The organism is Streptomyces viridochromogenes, from assembly GCF_001270495.1.
GTDB lineage: Bacteria > Actinomycetota > Actinomycetes > Streptomycetales > Streptomycetaceae > Streptomyces > Streptomyces viridochromogenes_A.
Map to the genome: position 1 here is coordinate 1 of NZ_LGUR01000265.1, position 13,802 is coordinate 13,802.

The 13,802-nt window shown below is 69.0% G+C and carries 15 protein-coding genes; 8 read left to right on the forward strand and 7 right to left on the reverse strand.

The window, feature by feature from the left end:
• Nucleotides 1-1,149, forward strand: a 1,149-nt coding sequence (locus ADK36_RS43475) for a globin domain-containing protein (RefSeq protein WP_053201550.1), incomplete at its 5' end; no start/stop codon positions are given.
• 35 nt (nt 1,150-1,184) lie between these two features.
• Here ADK36_RS43475 and ADK36_RS43480 read toward each other — a convergent pair.
• The 5 genes from ADK36_RS43480 to ADK36_RS43500 form a co-directional block, all read right to left on the reverse strand.
• Nucleotides 1,185-1,667, reverse strand: a complete 483-nt coding sequence (locus ADK36_RS43480; RefSeq protein ID WP_048586441.1) for an NUDIX domain-containing protein — start codon at nt 1,665-1,667, stop codon at nt 1,185-1,187.
• 252 nt (nt 1,668-1,919) lie between these two features.
• On the reverse strand, nt 1,920-2,825 hold the full coding sequence (locus tag ADK36_RS43485) for a LysR family transcriptional regulator (protein ID WP_048586442.1): 906 nt from the start codon (nt 2,823-2,825) through the stop codon (nt 1,920-1,922).
• A gap of 232 nt (nt 2,826-3,057) precedes the next feature.
• Nucleotides 3,058-4,212, reverse strand: a complete 1,155-nt coding sequence (locus tag ADK36_RS43490; RefSeq protein ID WP_048586443.1) for a cystathionine gamma-lyase — start codon at nt 4,210-4,212, stop codon at nt 3,058-3,060.
• Nucleotides 4,209-4,700: a low molecular weight protein-tyrosine-phosphatase gene (locus tag ADK36_RS43495; RefSeq protein ID WP_048586444.1), complete on the reverse strand. Its 492-nt coding sequence runs from the start codon at nt 4,698-4,700 to the stop codon at nt 4,209-4,211. The genes ADK36_RS43490 and ADK36_RS43495 overlap by 4 nt, the downstream gene beginning before the upstream one ends.
• A gap of 7 nt (nt 4,701-4,707) precedes the next feature.
• Nucleotides 4,708-5,085, reverse strand: coding sequence for a phage holin family protein (locus ADK36_RS43500; RefSeq protein ID WP_048586445.1), 378 nt, complete (start codon nt 5,083-5,085; stop codon nt 4,708-4,710).
• Between the two features lie 60 nt (nt 5,086-5,145).
• Here ADK36_RS43500 and ADK36_RS43505 point away from each other — a divergent pair, with 60 nt between their 5' ends.
• From ADK36_RS43505 to ADK36_RS49330, 5 genes are all read left to right on the forward strand, one after another.
• Complete coding sequence (locus ADK36_RS43505; protein ID WP_030048441.1) at nt 5,146-5,463, forward strand: cupin domain-containing protein; 318 nt, start codon at nt 5,146-5,148, stop codon at nt 5,461-5,463.
• A gap of 222 nt (nt 5,464-5,685) precedes the next feature.
• Nucleotides 5,686-5,898, forward strand: a complete 213-nt coding sequence (locus ADK36_RS43510) for a DUF5326 family protein (RefSeq protein WP_030048440.1) — start codon at nt 5,686-5,688, stop codon at nt 5,896-5,898.
• A 341-nt stretch (nt 5,899-6,239) separates the two neighbouring features.
• On the forward strand, nt 6,240-6,974 hold the full coding sequence (locus ADK36_RS43515) for an IclR family transcriptional regulator (RefSeq protein ID WP_425315359.1): 735 nt from the start codon (nt 6,240-6,242) through the stop codon (nt 6,972-6,974).
• 98 nt (nt 6,975-7,072) lie between these two features.
• Nucleotides 7,073-7,510: an SsgA family sporulation/cell division regulator gene (locus tag ADK36_RS43520; RefSeq protein WP_030048438.1), complete on the forward strand. Its 438-nt coding sequence runs from the start codon at nt 7,073-7,075 to the stop codon at nt 7,508-7,510.
• Nucleotides 7,511-7,571: 61 nt separating this feature from the next.
• Nucleotides 7,572-7,736: a hypothetical protein gene (locus ADK36_RS49330; RefSeq protein ID WP_159391262.1), complete on the forward strand. Its 165-nt coding sequence runs from the start codon at nt 7,572-7,574 to the stop codon at nt 7,734-7,736.
• Between the two features lie 3 nt (nt 7,737-7,739).
• On the opposite strand, the gene ADK36_RS43525 is transcribed toward ADK36_RS49330, so the two are convergent.
• Nucleotides 7,740-9,254 (reverse strand): YibE/F family protein, encoded by a 1,515-nt coding sequence (locus ADK36_RS43525; protein WP_078916689.1) that lies wholly within the window; start codon nt 9,252-9,254, stop codon nt 7,740-7,742.
• 535 nt (nt 9,255-9,789) lie between these two features.
• Between ADK36_RS43525 and thiC the strand changes: the two genes are divergently transcribed.
• Together thiC and ADK36_RS43540 are read left to right on the forward strand one after the other, a co-directional pair.
• Complete coding sequence (thiC, locus tag ADK36_RS43535) at nt 9,790-11,574, forward strand: phosphomethylpyrimidine synthase ThiC (RefSeq protein WP_053201555.1); 1,785 nt, start codon at nt 9,790-9,792, stop codon at nt 11,572-11,574.
• Between the two features lie 166 nt (nt 11,575-11,740).
• Nucleotides 11,741-12,844, forward strand: a complete 1,104-nt coding sequence (locus tag ADK36_RS43540) for a hypothetical protein (protein WP_048586450.1) — start codon at nt 11,741-11,743, stop codon at nt 12,842-12,844.
• Between the two features lie 85 nt (nt 12,845-12,929).
• Here ADK36_RS43540 and ADK36_RS43545 read toward each other — a convergent pair whose 3' ends face one another.
• On the reverse strand, nt 12,930-13,802 hold the full coding sequence (locus tag ADK36_RS43545) for a membrane protein (protein WP_048586451.1): 873 nt from the start codon (nt 13,800-13,802) through the stop codon (nt 12,930-12,932).

A 13,802-nucleotide genomic window follows, 5' to 3' on the forward strand; every position in this document is an offset into this window, starting at 1 on the left:
CAACCCGCCTCCCCCGCCTCTCCCGCTCCTCCCGCCTCCCCCGACGCCGCCCTCATCCGCCGGACGATGGCCGAGATCGGGCCTGTGGCCGACAAGGTCACCTCCTACTTCTACGCGCTGCTCTTCGTCCGCCACCCCGATCTGCGGTCCCTGTTCCCGGCCGCGATGGACACCCAGCGGGACCGGCTGCTGAAGGCGCTGCTCACCGCGGCCGAGCACATCGACAACACCCCTGTTCTCGTCGACTACCTGCGCAACCTCGGCCGCGGTCATCGCAAGTACGGCACCCGGGCCGAGCACTACCCGGCCGTCGGAGAGTGCCTCATCGGCGCGCTGAGCAAGTACGCCGCCGGTATCTGGGACGGCGAAACAGAGGCCGCCTGGGTCCGGACGTACACGACGATCTCGCAGGTCATGATCGACGCGGCGGCGGCAGACGAACTGCGTGCCCCCGCCTGGTGGTACGCGGAGGTCGTGTCACACGACCTGAGAACGTCGGACGTGGCGGTCCTCACCGTCCGCCCCGACCAGCCCTACCCCTTCCTCGCCGGGCAGTACACGAGCGTGGAGACGCCCTGGTGGCCCAGGATCTGGCGGCACTACTCCTTCGCCTCCTCGCCCCGCTCGGACGGCCTGCTGACGTTCCATGTGAAGGCCGTGCCCGCGGGCTGGGTCTCCAATGCGCTGGTGCATCGCGCCCGGCCGGGCGACATCATCCGGCTCGGGCCGCCGGCCGGTTCGATGACCGTGGACCACACCACCGACAGCGGTCTGCTCTGCCTGGGCGGAGGCACCGGCATAGCGCCCATCAAGGCATTGGTCGAGGACGTCGCCGAGCACGGCGACCGGCGATCGGTCGAGGTCTTCTACGGCGCCCGCTCCGACCAGGACCTGTACGACATCGACACCATGCTCAGGCTCAAGCAGTCCCACCCCTGGCTGGAGGTCCGCCCGGTGGTGGACCGGCACGGACTGCTCCAGCTCCCCGAAGCCATACGCCAGTACGGGCCCTGGACCGAGTACGACGCCTATGTCTCCGGACCGCCCGGCATGATCCGCAGCGGCGTGGACGCGTTGCGAGACGTCGGCATCCCGTCCGAACGCATACGCCATGACTCGGTGGAGGAACTCGTCGTCACCGGGGACTGACGAGCCCTCTGCGCAGTCGAAGCGACGGGGCGGTATCAGCCCAAGTCCGGTGCGTGCATCGCGCGGACGCCCTCGATGTTCCCGTCGAGGTAGTGCCGCAGCGAGAGCGGTACGAGATGGACGGACGCGATCCCGACCCGAGTGAACGGCACCCGCACGATCTCGTACTCGCCGATGGGTTCGTCCACTTCGGGTCCGTGCCGCAAGGACGGGTCCATGGACCCCAGGCGGCAGACGAAGAAGTGCTGCACCTTCACACCGGTCGCTCCACCGTCCTCGCCGATGTGCTCGACGGTGTCGACGAAGCAGGGCACCACGTCGGTGATCTTGGCGCCAAGCTCCTCGTACACCTCGCGGTGCAGGGCGTCGACAACAGTCGTGTCGGTCGGCTCGACCCCACCACCGGGTGTGAGCCAGTAGGGATCCATGCCGGGCTTGGTGCGCTTGATGAGGATCAGGTCGTCGCCGTCCAGCAAAACGGCGCGGGCGGTGCGCTTGACCACGGGTCGGACGGTCATGGGAGAAATGTGGCCCGGCTGGTTCCACGTGAAACATCGCGAACCGTCACTGGTCGAGCTCACGGTGTGATGGCCCTGCAAACCCTGCTCGGACCCGTTGCGAAACCGGCTCGGACCCGCTGGGAAAGCTGCTCGGACCCGCTGAGAAGCCGGCTCAGACCTGGTTGGCAACCGCTACTCAAGACCCGGTCGGGAACCGCTGCTCAATACCCCCTCGGAAGCGGGTGCTCAAGCCCGGTCGGAGGCCAGTGCTCAGGCCCAGTCGGAAGCTGCCCGCAAGAGCCACTCATGGGCCCGCGCGATATGCGGCATCGCCAGCGTGCCGGTGCGGACCACCAGGAAGTATGTCCGCAGCGGTGGCACCGGCGGATCGTGCAGGGTGACGACGTCGCCGCGCTCCAGGGCGGCCGCGCACAGATAGCGGGGCAACACCGCCAGCCCCGCCCCTGCGACCGCACAGGCGAGGACCGCGCGCAGGTCGGGGACGATCACGGTGCCGGGGGCGGCGGGACGGGAGTCGTAGACCGAAGCCCAGTAGCGGGAGACGAAGGGGAGGGACTCGTGCACCTCCACGACCGGGATGTCCTCCAGCGCACGCGCCCCCTTGCGGCACAGCGTCCCCGAGCTGATCCGGTCCTCCCAGCGGGGAGCGGCCACGAGGACATGCTCCTCGTCGCAGAGCGGAGTCGCCGTGAGCAGCGCGCCGCGCGGACGGGCCGTACTGATGGCCAGATCGTGATGCCCGGCGGCCAACCCCTCCAGGGTTTCCTCGGCATTGCCGAAGGACGTACGCAGCGCGAAGCCCTGGCCGTCCTCGCCGGTCAGTTCGGTGAGCGCGGGCAGCGCCCGCTCGGCGGTGAACTCAGGGGGTCCGGCGAGGTGCAGCGTGCGTAAGGAGGACTCGTCGTCGAGGCCCGTCTCGGTGATCTCCACCAGGGCGTCGAGATGCGGCGCGGCCTTGTGGGCGAGCTCGTCGCCCATGGTCGTGGGCGTTACCCCGCGGGCCTGCCGTAGGAAGAGGGGACGGCCCAGCTGCCGTTCCAGAGTGCGGATCTGCGAGGTCACGGCCGGCTGCGACAGCCCGAGCAGCGCGGCGGCGCGGGTGAAGGAACCAGCCCGGTGCACGGTCACAAAAGTGCGCAACAAGGCCAGATCCATGCCGCACCCTCCCCTTCCCCGCCCTTCTCTCCACCCCCCAGGGCAGGGCCCAACTATAAATAAGTCGATAGGTCGCTGTCGCTACTGTGATTGGACACTGACAGAGAGTCAACTAGCCTTGTTCGCGCGGTTCTTCGCGCGCGGAACCGAGGGCGGTCCGAGCCACGAGGGGGGAGGCTCGGACCGCCCGTTCTCCATGACCGGGCACTGATGGACGCGGGGGCGGACCCGGTCACTGAGCCGATTCGTCCAGCGCACGCAGCACATCCGCCACCAGATCCTCGGGATCCTCGGCACCGACCGACATACGGATGAAGCCCTCCGGCACGGCGTCGCCGCCCCAGCGTCCGCGCCGCTCGGCCGTCGAACGCACCCCGCCGAAGCTGGTCGCGTCGTCGACGAGCCGCAGTGCCTCCAGGAAACGCTCGGCACGCGCGCGCGTGGGCAGCGTGAAGGACACCACGCAGCCGTAGCGCCGCATCTGCTGCGAGGCGATCTTGTGCGAGGGGTCGCCGGGCAGCCCCGGATAGCGCACCCCGAGCTCCTCCGGCCAGTCCCGCAGCGCCTCCGCGACAGCGAGGGCATTGGCGTTCTGCCGCTCCACCCGCAGCTGGAGCGTGGCGAGGGAACGGTGCGCGAGCCAGGCCTCCATGGGCCCCGGAATCGCACCGACGATCTTGCGCCAACGCCGTACGCCGGCCATGGCGCCGGCGTCGCGGCCGGTGACGTATCCCAGCAGCACGTCGCCATGTCCCGTCAGCTGCTTGGTGCCGCTGGCCACCGAGAAGTCCGCGCCGAGCTCCAGCGGACGCTGCCCGAGCGGCGTCGCGAGCGTGTTGTCGACGGCGACGAGGGCGCCACGCGCGTGTGCCGCTTCGACGAGCCGCCGGACGTCGCACACGTCGAGACCGGGGTTGGACGGGGTCTCGATCCACAGCAGCTTCGCGCCGTCCAAGGCGCCGAGCTGGGCGTCCCCGCCGGTCGGCGCCGTGCGCACCTCGATGCCGTACGCCTCCAACTGGGCACGCACCAGGGGCAGCGCCTGGTAGCCGTCGCCGGGCAGGACGACCGCGTCCCCGGCCCGCAGCTGGGAGAAGAGCACCGACGACGTGGCGGCCATGCCCGACGCGAAGACCAGCGTTTCGACACCGGCCTCCCCCGGCGCCTCCAGCTCGCCGATGGCGCGCTCCAAGTGAGTCCAGGTCGGGTTCTCGTCGCGGCCGTAGGTGTACGGTCCGGTGGGCTCGCCCGGCAGGTGGTAGTGGGCGGCGAACACGGGACCCGGCAGGGTCGGCTCGTACTTGACCGCCTCGGGCAGCCCGGCCCGCACCGCGCGCGTGCCGTCCCCGTCGCCGGAATGCAGCCCCTGAGAACCCGTACCGCTCATGCCGCCCGTCCCTCCACCTGTTCGCGGACCTCGGCGAGGAGGCCCGTACTTGCCGCCTCCACCATCTCAAGGCACTCATCGAACCCGTCCCGGCCCCCGTAGTACGGGTCGGGAACATCGAGGTCGTCGCCCGCGCCGGGGTCGTAGGACCGGAGCAGCCGCACCTTTGCCGCGTCCTCCGGCGAGGGCGCGAGGAGTCGCAGGGCCTTGACGTGGCCGGCGTCGAGGGCGATGACGAGGTCGAGGCGGTCGAACCAGGACGTCTGGAACTGCCGGGCCGTGTGGCCGCTGTCGTAGCCGTGCTCCTCGAGGACGGAGACGGTACGCGGGTCGGCCGGGTCGCCCTCGTGCCAGCCGCCGGTGCCGGCACTGTCGACCTCCACCAGGCCGTCGAGTCCGGCCTCCGCCACGCGGGCGCGGAAGACGGACTCGGCCATGGGGGAGCGGCAGATGTTGCCGGTGCAGACGAAGCAGACGCGGTAGGTCATCGGAAGCTCAGTCCCCGTCGGGCAGGACGACGTTCAGCGCCCAGGAGACGATGGAGATGATCAGGCCACCGAGTACGGCCGTCCAGAAACCCTCGACATGGAAGCTCAGATCGAACTTGTCGGCGAGCCACGAGGTCAGCAGCAGCATCAGCGCGTTGACGACCAGGGTGAACAGGCCGAGCGTCAGGATGAGCAGCGGGAGGCTGAGGAGCTTCACGACCGGCTTGACGACGAAGTTCACCAGGCCGAAGAGCAGCGCTACGAGGACCAGGGTTCCGATCTTCTTGCCCGTGCTGTCACCGGTGAGGGTGATCTTGTCTATCAGCCAGACGGCGACCGCCAGGGCACCCGCGTTGGCGATCGTCTTGACTACGAAATTCTTCATGTGTCTGATCGTGGCAGACGAGATCGGACACCAACACGGGTACGAGGGCGGACAAGAGCGATGAAGGCTTTCCGGCTGGACGAACTGGAGGCGGAGCGCGCCGCCAACGAGGGCGCCTACCTGCAGTTTCTGCGGGAGCGCAACATGTCGGTCGGTCTGTACGCGCTCAATGCCGGAGAGCATGATCCACAGAAGCCGCACAATCAGGACGAGGTCTACTTCGTTGTGAGTGGCCGCGCCCACATCACCGTCGGTATGGAGACCACACAGGTGGCGCGCGGCAGCGTGGTGTACGTGCCTGCCGGGGTGGCCCACCGGTTCCACCACATCAGCGAGGACCTGAGGGTGCTGGTGATGTTCTCTCCACCCGAGAGCTGACCTTTGGCCTCGGGGTTCCCTAGGGGATCGATCAGGGGAGGACAAGGGCTGCGAGGCCCCCGCCGGGGCACCTGCCGGACCTAGCATCGAGGGCAGGGAATCAGCGGCTTCGGTCGCAGAGGCTTCGGTCTCAGCAGATTCGAAGTCAGCGGATCCGTGGTCAGCGGATTCGACATATCAGAACCCGGCGCAGAGACGGGCGGAGAGGTAAGGACGAGGGCGATGCGTGAAATCTTCGCAGGACTGCCGTGGTGGGTTAAGTGGATCGCGGTGCCGGTCATCGCCCTGGTCGTGTTCGGCGGGCTGATAGCCAGCGTCGTCGGGTTCGTCATCGGACTGCTCTTCAAGGTGCTGGTCTTCGTGGCACTGGTCGGTGGACTGATCTACGTCGTACGGAAGTTCACATCGAGCTCCTCGTCACGCAGCGACTGGTGAGGGCCACGAGGGCCACGAGGGCCGTGGGGACCGGCGGGCGGTAACAGGAATCACTGGTTCCCTCGGGCGAGGGAAGTTTTCCGGGCAGGGCGTCTGCGAGCGGTGGCTGACGAATAGAGTCCGGAAATCGACGCGGGGACGCCCCCGCGAGCGGCGTGCACCCCCATCCCGTGTTCCCCCGCACGGGCTCCCCCCTCGCGCTTCGGGAGTGACCCTTGGCCACGGTTGACACCGCACCCTCAGACCCCCACGCCCCCCTCGGGAGGCCGCATTCCTCCGTACCCCAGGTCCCGCGGCAGGCCTCCCCGACGTCCCCCCGGCAGCCACATTCCGCGACGCTCATCGGATCCGTCCAGCGGGCGATGCGCCTGCTGGAGTGTGTCGCCGAGCACGACTACGGCGCTCCCGCCAAGCAACTCGCCCGTGAGACCGGCCTGGCGCTGCCCACGGCCTACCACCTGTTGCGCACGTTGGTCCACGAAGGCTATCTGCGCCGGGACAAAGGGCTGTTCTTCCTCGGTGACGCGGCTGTACGGCTGAGCAGCAGCGGAGCCCAGCAGAAACGTCGCAGCACGGTCGCCGACGCGCTCGCTCAATGGCGTGACGCCATCGGTGTCCCCGTTTACTACGCCCAGTACCGCGACGGTGAGATCGAGGTCATGTGCGTCTCGGACACCCCGGGCATTCCCGCGGTCGAGGAATGGGCCGACTTCCGGGAGACCGGCCACGCGCACGCCATCGGGCAGTGCCTGCTCTCCCAGCTGGACGACGACGCCCGCCGCGATCACCTCGACCGCCATCCCGTGCAGTCCATCACCCCGTACACCGTGCGCGACAGCCGCACCCTGCTACGGCGGCTTGAACGGACCCGCCGGATGGAGCCGGTGACCGAGCGCCAGGAGTACGCGCTGGGCACGGTGTGCGCGGCGATCCCGATCACGGTGGGCACCACGGCCGCCACGATGGCCATTTCCCTGCCCGTCCATCAGGCCGACCGGCTGCTGTCGGCGGCTCGGCAACTGCAGGACGAGATGGGACGGCTCCTGGGGTCACTCGCGATCTCTATCAGTATCTGAAAACTCACTCCTTGTGATCTCTCGTGTACGTTCAGCAAGATTCCACCAGTGTCGGGGCACCCTTCCCGGCCAGTCGACGGCAACCGACGGGGTAGGCGATGCGCGAGTCCGTAGAGGCAGAGGTCATGATGAGCTTTCTCGTGTCCGAGGAGCTCTCCTTCCGCATCCCGGTGGAGTTGCGCTACGAGACCTGTGATCCCTATGCCGTACGGCTGACCTTCCACCTGCCCGGCGATGCCCCTGTGACCTGGGCGTTCGGCCGGGAGCTGCTGGTCGACGGGGTGGGCAGGCCCTGCGGGGAGGGAGATGTGCGCGTCTCACCGGCCGGCTCCGAAACCCTGGGTGACGTGCTGATCCGCCTTCAGGTCGGTGCCGACCAGGCGCTGTTCCGGTCCTCGGTGGCGCCGCTCGTGGCCTTCCTCGACCGCACCGACAAGCTTGTGCCGCTCGGCCAGGAGGGCGCGCTCGCCGACTTCGACGCCCACCTCGACGAGGCCCTGGACCGCATCCTGGCGGAGGAGCAGAGCGCGGGCTGAAGCGTTACGGCAGCCGGGGCGAGGGGGAGGCGTAACGCTTCAGCGGGTGTGCAAGGGGCGCGTGGGAGCGCTTCCGCCCCGCTGGATGTGCTTCGCGCTCCGCCGGACGGGCGGAGCCTGCCGCCCAGGTTGGGCGTTCTTTCCCGTCACCGTCACCGTCACCGTCACCGTCACCGTCACCGTCACCGTCACCGTCACCGTCACCGTCACCGTCACCGCTTCGTGACCGTCACCGCTTCCGCCGGCGCCCCCGCCCGCCGCGCCCCGGAGCGGGCTGTGTGCCCGTCGAAGCCGGCGTCGCGCCCGACGGGACCGGCTGGGCACCCCCCTGCACCCTCCCGTTCGCCGGCCGGTCGGCCGAGACCACCAGGGCCGCGAGGGCGGTGGTCACCGGCACCGACGCGACCAGGCCGATGGAGCCCACCAACGTGCGCACGATCTCCTCCGCCACCAGCTCACTGTTGGCGACCGTCCCCACGCCGCTCTGCGCGATGGAGAAGAGCAGCAGCAACGGCAGCGCGGCGCCCGCGTAGGCGAGGACGAGGGTGTTGACGACGGACGCGATGTGGTCGCGGCCGATACGGATACCCGCTCGGTACAGCCCCCGCCAGCCCATCGTCGGATTGGCCTCGTGCAGCTCCCAGACCGCGGATGTCTGGGTGACCGTCACGTCGTCGAGGACACCGAGCGAACCGATGATGACGCCGGCGAGCAGCAGACCGCTCATGTCGATCGACGGATAGAGCCCGTGGATCAGGCCGGTGTTGTCGTCGGTGTTGCCGGTGAGTGCGGCCCAGTCGATGAACCCCGAGCCGAGGAGGCCGATCAGCAGCAGCGAAAGCAGCGTGCCGAGCACCGCCACGGACGTTCGGGCCGACAGGCCGTGGCACATGTAGAGGGCGATCAGCATGATGGCGCTCGCCCCCACCACCGCCACGACCAGTGGGTTCGAGCCCTGCAGGATCGCCGGCAGGATGAAGAAGGTCAGCACGAGGAAGCTGATGGCCAGCGCGACCAGTGCCATGACGCCGCGCATCCGGCCCACCAGCACGACGGCGAGCGCGAAGATGCCGGCGAGCAGGGCCATCGGGAACTTACGGTTCACGTCGGTGACCGAGTACTGCAGGTCCTTGGGCGCGGAGGGCTCGTAGGCGACCACGACCTCCTGGCCCTCGTGCAGCTGCCGTGACTGGTCGGGCTGCACGATCTCCGTGAACGTACGGCCCTTGTCCTTGCCCGTGTCGACCCGGATCGTCGCCTTCTTGCAGGTGCCGCTGTCCTGCTGCACGGCGGAGGAGCCCTCAGCGGTGGAGGTGTCGCCGGTCGGGGGGGCTCCCGAGGCGTTGACGTCCTTGCAGCTCAGCTCGACCACCTTGGTGACCGTGGCCGCCTGCGTCTGCCGGTCGAAACCGACCCCGGTGCGCTCGTGCGGCGGGGCACCGCCCGGCCACAGCACCGCGAGCCCCACCACCACCGCCGCGGCGAACGGGATCAGGATCGCCGCGATGACCTTGCGCAGATGCTGGGAGACGGGAGCCGCCGGGCCGTGGGCATGACTGTGCGAGTGCCCGTGCCCAGGCTCGCCACCGTCACCGCCGCCACGCCGACCGCCGGAACCGGGGCCATGCCCACGACCGCCACCGGAATCGTGTCCATGCCCGTTTCCGTTCCCGTCACCCGGGCCGGGCCCCCGCCCCGGAGAGCCTCCGGAATCGTGACCGTGACCATGGCCGTGATCGTGCAGGTCTCCGGCACCGGCTCCGTGCTCGTGCCCGCCGCCGACCCCGCTCCCGTGCTCCTGCGTCCCACCGGGCCCGAAGCCGTGCTCGTGCCACCCGCCGGTTCCAGACGTGTGATCGTCGTGGTCACCTCCGGCAGTACGGCCGTAGCCACCGTCGTATCTGCCGCTGGGAACCCCTGAACCCCGGCCGTCCGTAGGGCCGTTGCCCCGCGCGGGGCCGTTTCCGGAGCCGGAGCCGCGCCTCGGCTCGGGCGGTGGGTACGGAGGTTCATGGGTCGTGGTCACCGACCGATCATCGCAAGAACGACCGGGGCCCTCTGTTCACCGCGCCCGAATTGACGCTAGCGTGGTGCCACCTTTGTACACGCGGGAGCTCGGAGCACCGGGCTGAGAGGGCGCTGACCTCCGTCCCAGCGATGTTTCACATGAAACATCACCCATCGCGAGTGATGTTTCACACGAAACGTCGGCAGACGGAAGCCGCTGCGTCGACCGCCGAACCTGTTACCGGGTAATGCCGGCGTAGGGAGTAGGTCTCATGACCATCAAGGACGCACGCACGCCTGCCTCCGTTCAGGACGACAAGTCCGAGGAGGCCGGGAAGTCCATCGGCTGGCACAAGGCGTACGTCGAGGGCTCACGCCCCGATCTGCGGGTGCCGGTCCGCCAGGTGCACCTCACCAACGGGCAGTCGGTCACGTTGTACGACACTTCGGGCCCGTACACCGATCCGCTCGCCGACACCGACGTCCGCCGGGGGCTGCCCCCGTTGCGGGAGAACTGGATCATCGGCCGGGGCGACACCGAGGAGTACGCCGGACGGCCCGTCCGCCCCGAGGACGACGGGATCAAGCACACCTCGCCGCGCGGCGGCCTGCGCAACCTCGACGCGGTCTTCCCCGGGCGACCGCGCCAGCCCCGTCGCAGCCGCGACGGCGAGGCGGTGACACAGCTCGCTTACGCGCGTGGCGGCGAGATCACACCCGAGATGGAGTACGTGGCCATCCGGGAGAACGTTTCTCCCGAAGTCGTCCGCGAGGAGATCGCCGCGGGCCGGGCGGTGCTGCCCGCCAACGTCAACCACCCGGAGATCGAGCCGATGATCATCGGCAAGCGATTCCTGGTGAAGGTCAACGCCAACATCGGCAACTCCGCGGTCACCTCCTCCATCGAGGAGGAGGTCGAGAAGATGACCTGGGCGACCCGCTGGGGCGCCGACACGGTCATGGACCTGTCGACCGGCCGCAACATCCACACCACCCGCGAGTGGGTGCTGCGCAACTCCCCCGTCCCCATCGGCACGGTGCCGCTCTACCAGGCGCTGGAGAAGGTCGACGGCCGCGCCGAGGAGCTGACCTGGGAGATCTACAAGGACACGGTCATCGAACAGGCCGAGCAGGGCGTGGACTACATGACGGTCCACGCGGGCGTGCGCCTGCCGTACGTCCCGCTCACCGCCAACCGGAAGACCGGCATCGTCTCGCGCGGCGGCTCGATCATGGCCGCGTGGTGCCTGGCGCACCACAAGGAGAGCTTCCTGTACGAGAACTTCGAGGAACTCTGCGAGATCCTCGCCGCGTACGACGTGACGTACTCCCTCGGCGACGGCCTTCGGCCCGGTTCGATCGCGGACGCCAACGACGAGGCGCAGTTCGCCGAGTTGAGGACGCTCGGGGAACTCAACACGATCGCCAAGCGTTTCAACGTACAGACCATGATCGAAGGCCCGGGACACGTCCCGATGCACAAGATCAAGGAGAACATCGACCTTCAGCAGGAGATCTGCGATGAAGCCCCGTTCTATACGCTCGGCCCGCTGACGACCGACGTCGCCCCCGCGTACGACCACATCACCTCCGGTATCGGTGCCGCGATGATCGCCTGGTGGGGCACGGCCATGCTCTGCTACGTCACGCCCAAGGAGCACCTGGGCCTGCCCAACCGTGACGACGTCAAGACCGGTGTCATCACCTACAAGATCGCTGCCCACGCGGCCGACCTCGCCAAGGGGCACCCCGGTGCGCAGGAGTGGGACGACGCGTTGTCCGACGCCCGCTTCGAGTTCCGGTGGGAGGACCAGTTCAACCTGGCTCTCGACCCGGACACGGCACGGGAGTTCCACGACGAGACCCTGCCGGCCGAGCCCGCCAAGACGGCTCACTTCTGCTCCATGTGCGGGCCGAAGTTCTGCTCGATGAAGATCTCCCAGGACATCCGCCGCCAACACGGCGGGTCCCAGGAGGAGATCGAGGAGGGCATGGCTCAGAAGTCGAAGGAGTTCGCTGCGGCGGGCAACAGGGTGTACCTGCCGATGGCGGACTGAGCCCTGTCAGCCACCGTCCCGTGCTTCCGGACGGCCCACGAGGCCGAGCCGGGGCCACGGGCCGGTGGCAGTGGGCCGGATTCTCCGAGCGGTGTGCCGACGTGGTCGTCATAACGGAACGAGCACGTCGCCGCCCGACCTCGCCAAGATCACTAATGTCTCTGGCATGGGCGGGATAGACGTGGCCAACGGCGTGGTGGGCGCCGTACTCGGCATGCTGTTCGCGGTGTTGTTCCAGCAGCCTCTGCAGGACGCTTGGTTCCGGCTGCGCAGACGCTCGAGGAGCGCGATACGCAGCCTGGGGCGGCGGGAGGAGTCGGGGCCGGCGTGGAGCACCTTCTCCCTCGGGCCGTTGCAGACGTCGGCCCTGGTCGTGGAGGGCGACGGAGAGGCTCCGATTCCCCCGGAGACGGTCTATGTGCATGTGCTGGACGAGGAGGTGACGCTGCCCGCGGCCATGGTGCCCTGGCGGGACGAGATTGCTGCGGAAAGCGAGCGGCTACGGGAGGAGGGACGCACCCCGCTGTGGAACGGCCAGCGGTACGCGGTCGAGTCGTTCGACATCTCCCGCACCCCCCTGGACGAGCGACCCGAAATCCATCTGAGGCTGAGACCTACCGACTACTACACCTTTCTTGCCGCCCAGCAGCTCGACCGTCGACTGCCCGACGGATCGACCCCTCGTTCCGCCTACTTGGACGCGAACGAGCCCTTGAAGGCGCCGGCCTTTCTGCACTGCAGCTTCGCCGCCAACATCGCGGTGGTGACCGCGGACGACATGTTGGTCGTCAGCCGGCGCAGCGACCGGGTCCGTATGGCGCCGGGTGTGTGGAACTCGTCTGTGAACGAGGGCCTGTCACGGCACATCGACTCCTCCGGCCGGAGTGCACCGGATCTGCACGCGGTGGCACGCCGCGGCATGCGGGAGGAGCTGGCGCTCGAACCGCACGAGTACACGCTGGAACTCCTGGCCTTCGTCCTGGACGTGGACAAGCGTGGCTGGAGCGCTCACTTCTTCGCCCGGCTCAAGGAACTGCGCAGCCAGGATCTCCAGGCACGCATCAGCAGGGGTGTCGCGGACCGCTGGGAGCACCAGGCCATCGACTACGTGCCGTTCCGGCCGGCTCCAGTGGTCCGCTACCTGCTGAGGGACGACCGGGTACACCGGTGGGCGCCCCTGGCACCAGCGCTCTTCCACCTGGCCTTGGTGCACGCGTTCAGCCGTACGCTCGTCGAACGCGTCGAGGCTCAGGTGGTCCGCCGTCTGTAGGAAGCCGATGGCAGGCCGAGGCCGGGTGTCCGGCTTGCGCTCCCCGAAGCCTGGGCTTCCCCGGGCGGGGGCGCAAGCCGAAGGGCTAATCCGGCTGGTGTTCCGGCCCTCCGAAGTCCGGGCTCGTGTAGTCCGGGCTGGTGAAGCTCGGACGTGAGCCCCGGGAGGCGCCGTCGTCCGGGCTGCTGAAGCCCGGACGGTCGTAGCCGAGGTTCGGCATGCGGCCGCCGGCCGGCGTGGACGGTGACGTGCGGTGCAGGGCCGATGCCGTGCCGGGGTTGGCCAGTGCCTCCCGCAGGAAGGGCAGGATGCCGCGCTCCAGCAGGGCTTCGCGCCAGATCTCCCGGGCCCGGGCGACCTCCTCGCTCAGTTCGCCGTACGGCCCGCTGTCGAAGGCCGGGCGGTTGCGCAGAGCGGTGAGCAGGAGTCCGACGGCGGCGACCAGGATCGCGGCCGCTGCCAGGGCGCCGAACACCCATCCGGTGGTGAGCATCGTCTGGGCGAACGCCGGCTCGGGGTTGAGCATTGTCAGGATGTAGCCGACGAGCAGGAAGATCGCCGCGGCGGTGCCGGCGAGGACGGGCGCCAGGACCGCGAGCACGGCCACGACGCCCGGGCCGGCCGTCTCGGCGACCTCTCCCATGGTGGTGGCGAGCCCCACCGCGCCCGTCCCCGACTCACTGGAGCCGGACTCGCGGGTGGACGACGGGGTGGACGGCGCCGGCTGGCGCAGTTCCTCGCGGACCTTCACGTAGTGCTGGTACTCGGTCGCCGCGGCCGCCGTGATGAGTGCGGTGGCGTTGAGCGCCATGGTGCGCAGCTGTTCGGGGTTGAGCCGCTGTCCGACAGCGGTCAGTTCCGGGCGGTGTGGTGCGGAGCGCAGCGCCTCATCGAGGATCCGCTCGTATTCCTGGCGGTCCTCGCTGTGCAGGTGCTGCGGAACGCTGTTCATGTGCAT

Bases quoted from the DNA above. Each gene is read 5' to 3' on its own strand.
- ADK36_RS43480 (WP_048586441.1), bottom strand. From the start codon at position 1,667: ATGACCGTCCGACCCGTGGTCAAGCGCACCGCCCGCGCCGTTTTGCTG.
- ADK36_RS43485 (WP_048586442.1), bottom strand. From the start codon at position 2,825: ATGGATCTGGCCTTGTTGCGCACTTTTGTGACCGTGCACCGGGCTGGT.
- ADK36_RS43490 (WP_048586443.1), bottom strand. From the start codon at position 4,212: ATGAGCGGTACGGGTTCTCAGGGGCTGCATTCCGGCGACGGGGACGGC.
- ADK36_RS43495 (WP_048586444.1), bottom strand. From the start codon at position 4,700: ATGACCTACCGCGTCTGCTTCGTCTGCACCGGCAACATCTGCCGCTCC.
- ADK36_RS43500 (WP_048586445.1), bottom strand. From the start codon at position 5,085: ATGAAGAATTTCGTAGTCAAGACGATCGCCAACGCGGGTGCCCTGGCG.
- ADK36_RS43505 (WP_030048441.1), top strand. From the start codon at position 5,146: ATGAAGGCTTTCCGGCTGGACGAACTGGAGGCGGAGCGCGCCGCCAAC.
- ADK36_RS43510 (WP_030048440.1), top strand. From the start codon at position 5,686: ATGCGTGAAATCTTCGCAGGACTGCCGTGGTGGGTTAAGTGGATCGCG.
- ADK36_RS43520 (WP_030048438.1), top strand. From the start codon at position 7,073: ATGCGCGAGTCCGTAGAGGCAGAGGTCATGATGAGCTTTCTCGTGTCC.
- thiC (WP_053201555.1), top strand. From the start codon at position 9,790: ATGACCATCAAGGACGCACGCACGCCTGCCTCCGTTCAGGACGACAAG.
- ADK36_RS43540 (WP_048586450.1), top strand. From the start codon at position 11,741: ATGGGCGGGATAGACGTGGCCAACGGCGTGGTGGGCGCCGTACTCGGC.
- ADK36_RS43545 (WP_048586451.1), bottom strand. From the start codon at position 13,802: ATGCACATGAACAGCGTTCCGCAGCACCTGCACAGCGAGGACCGCCAG.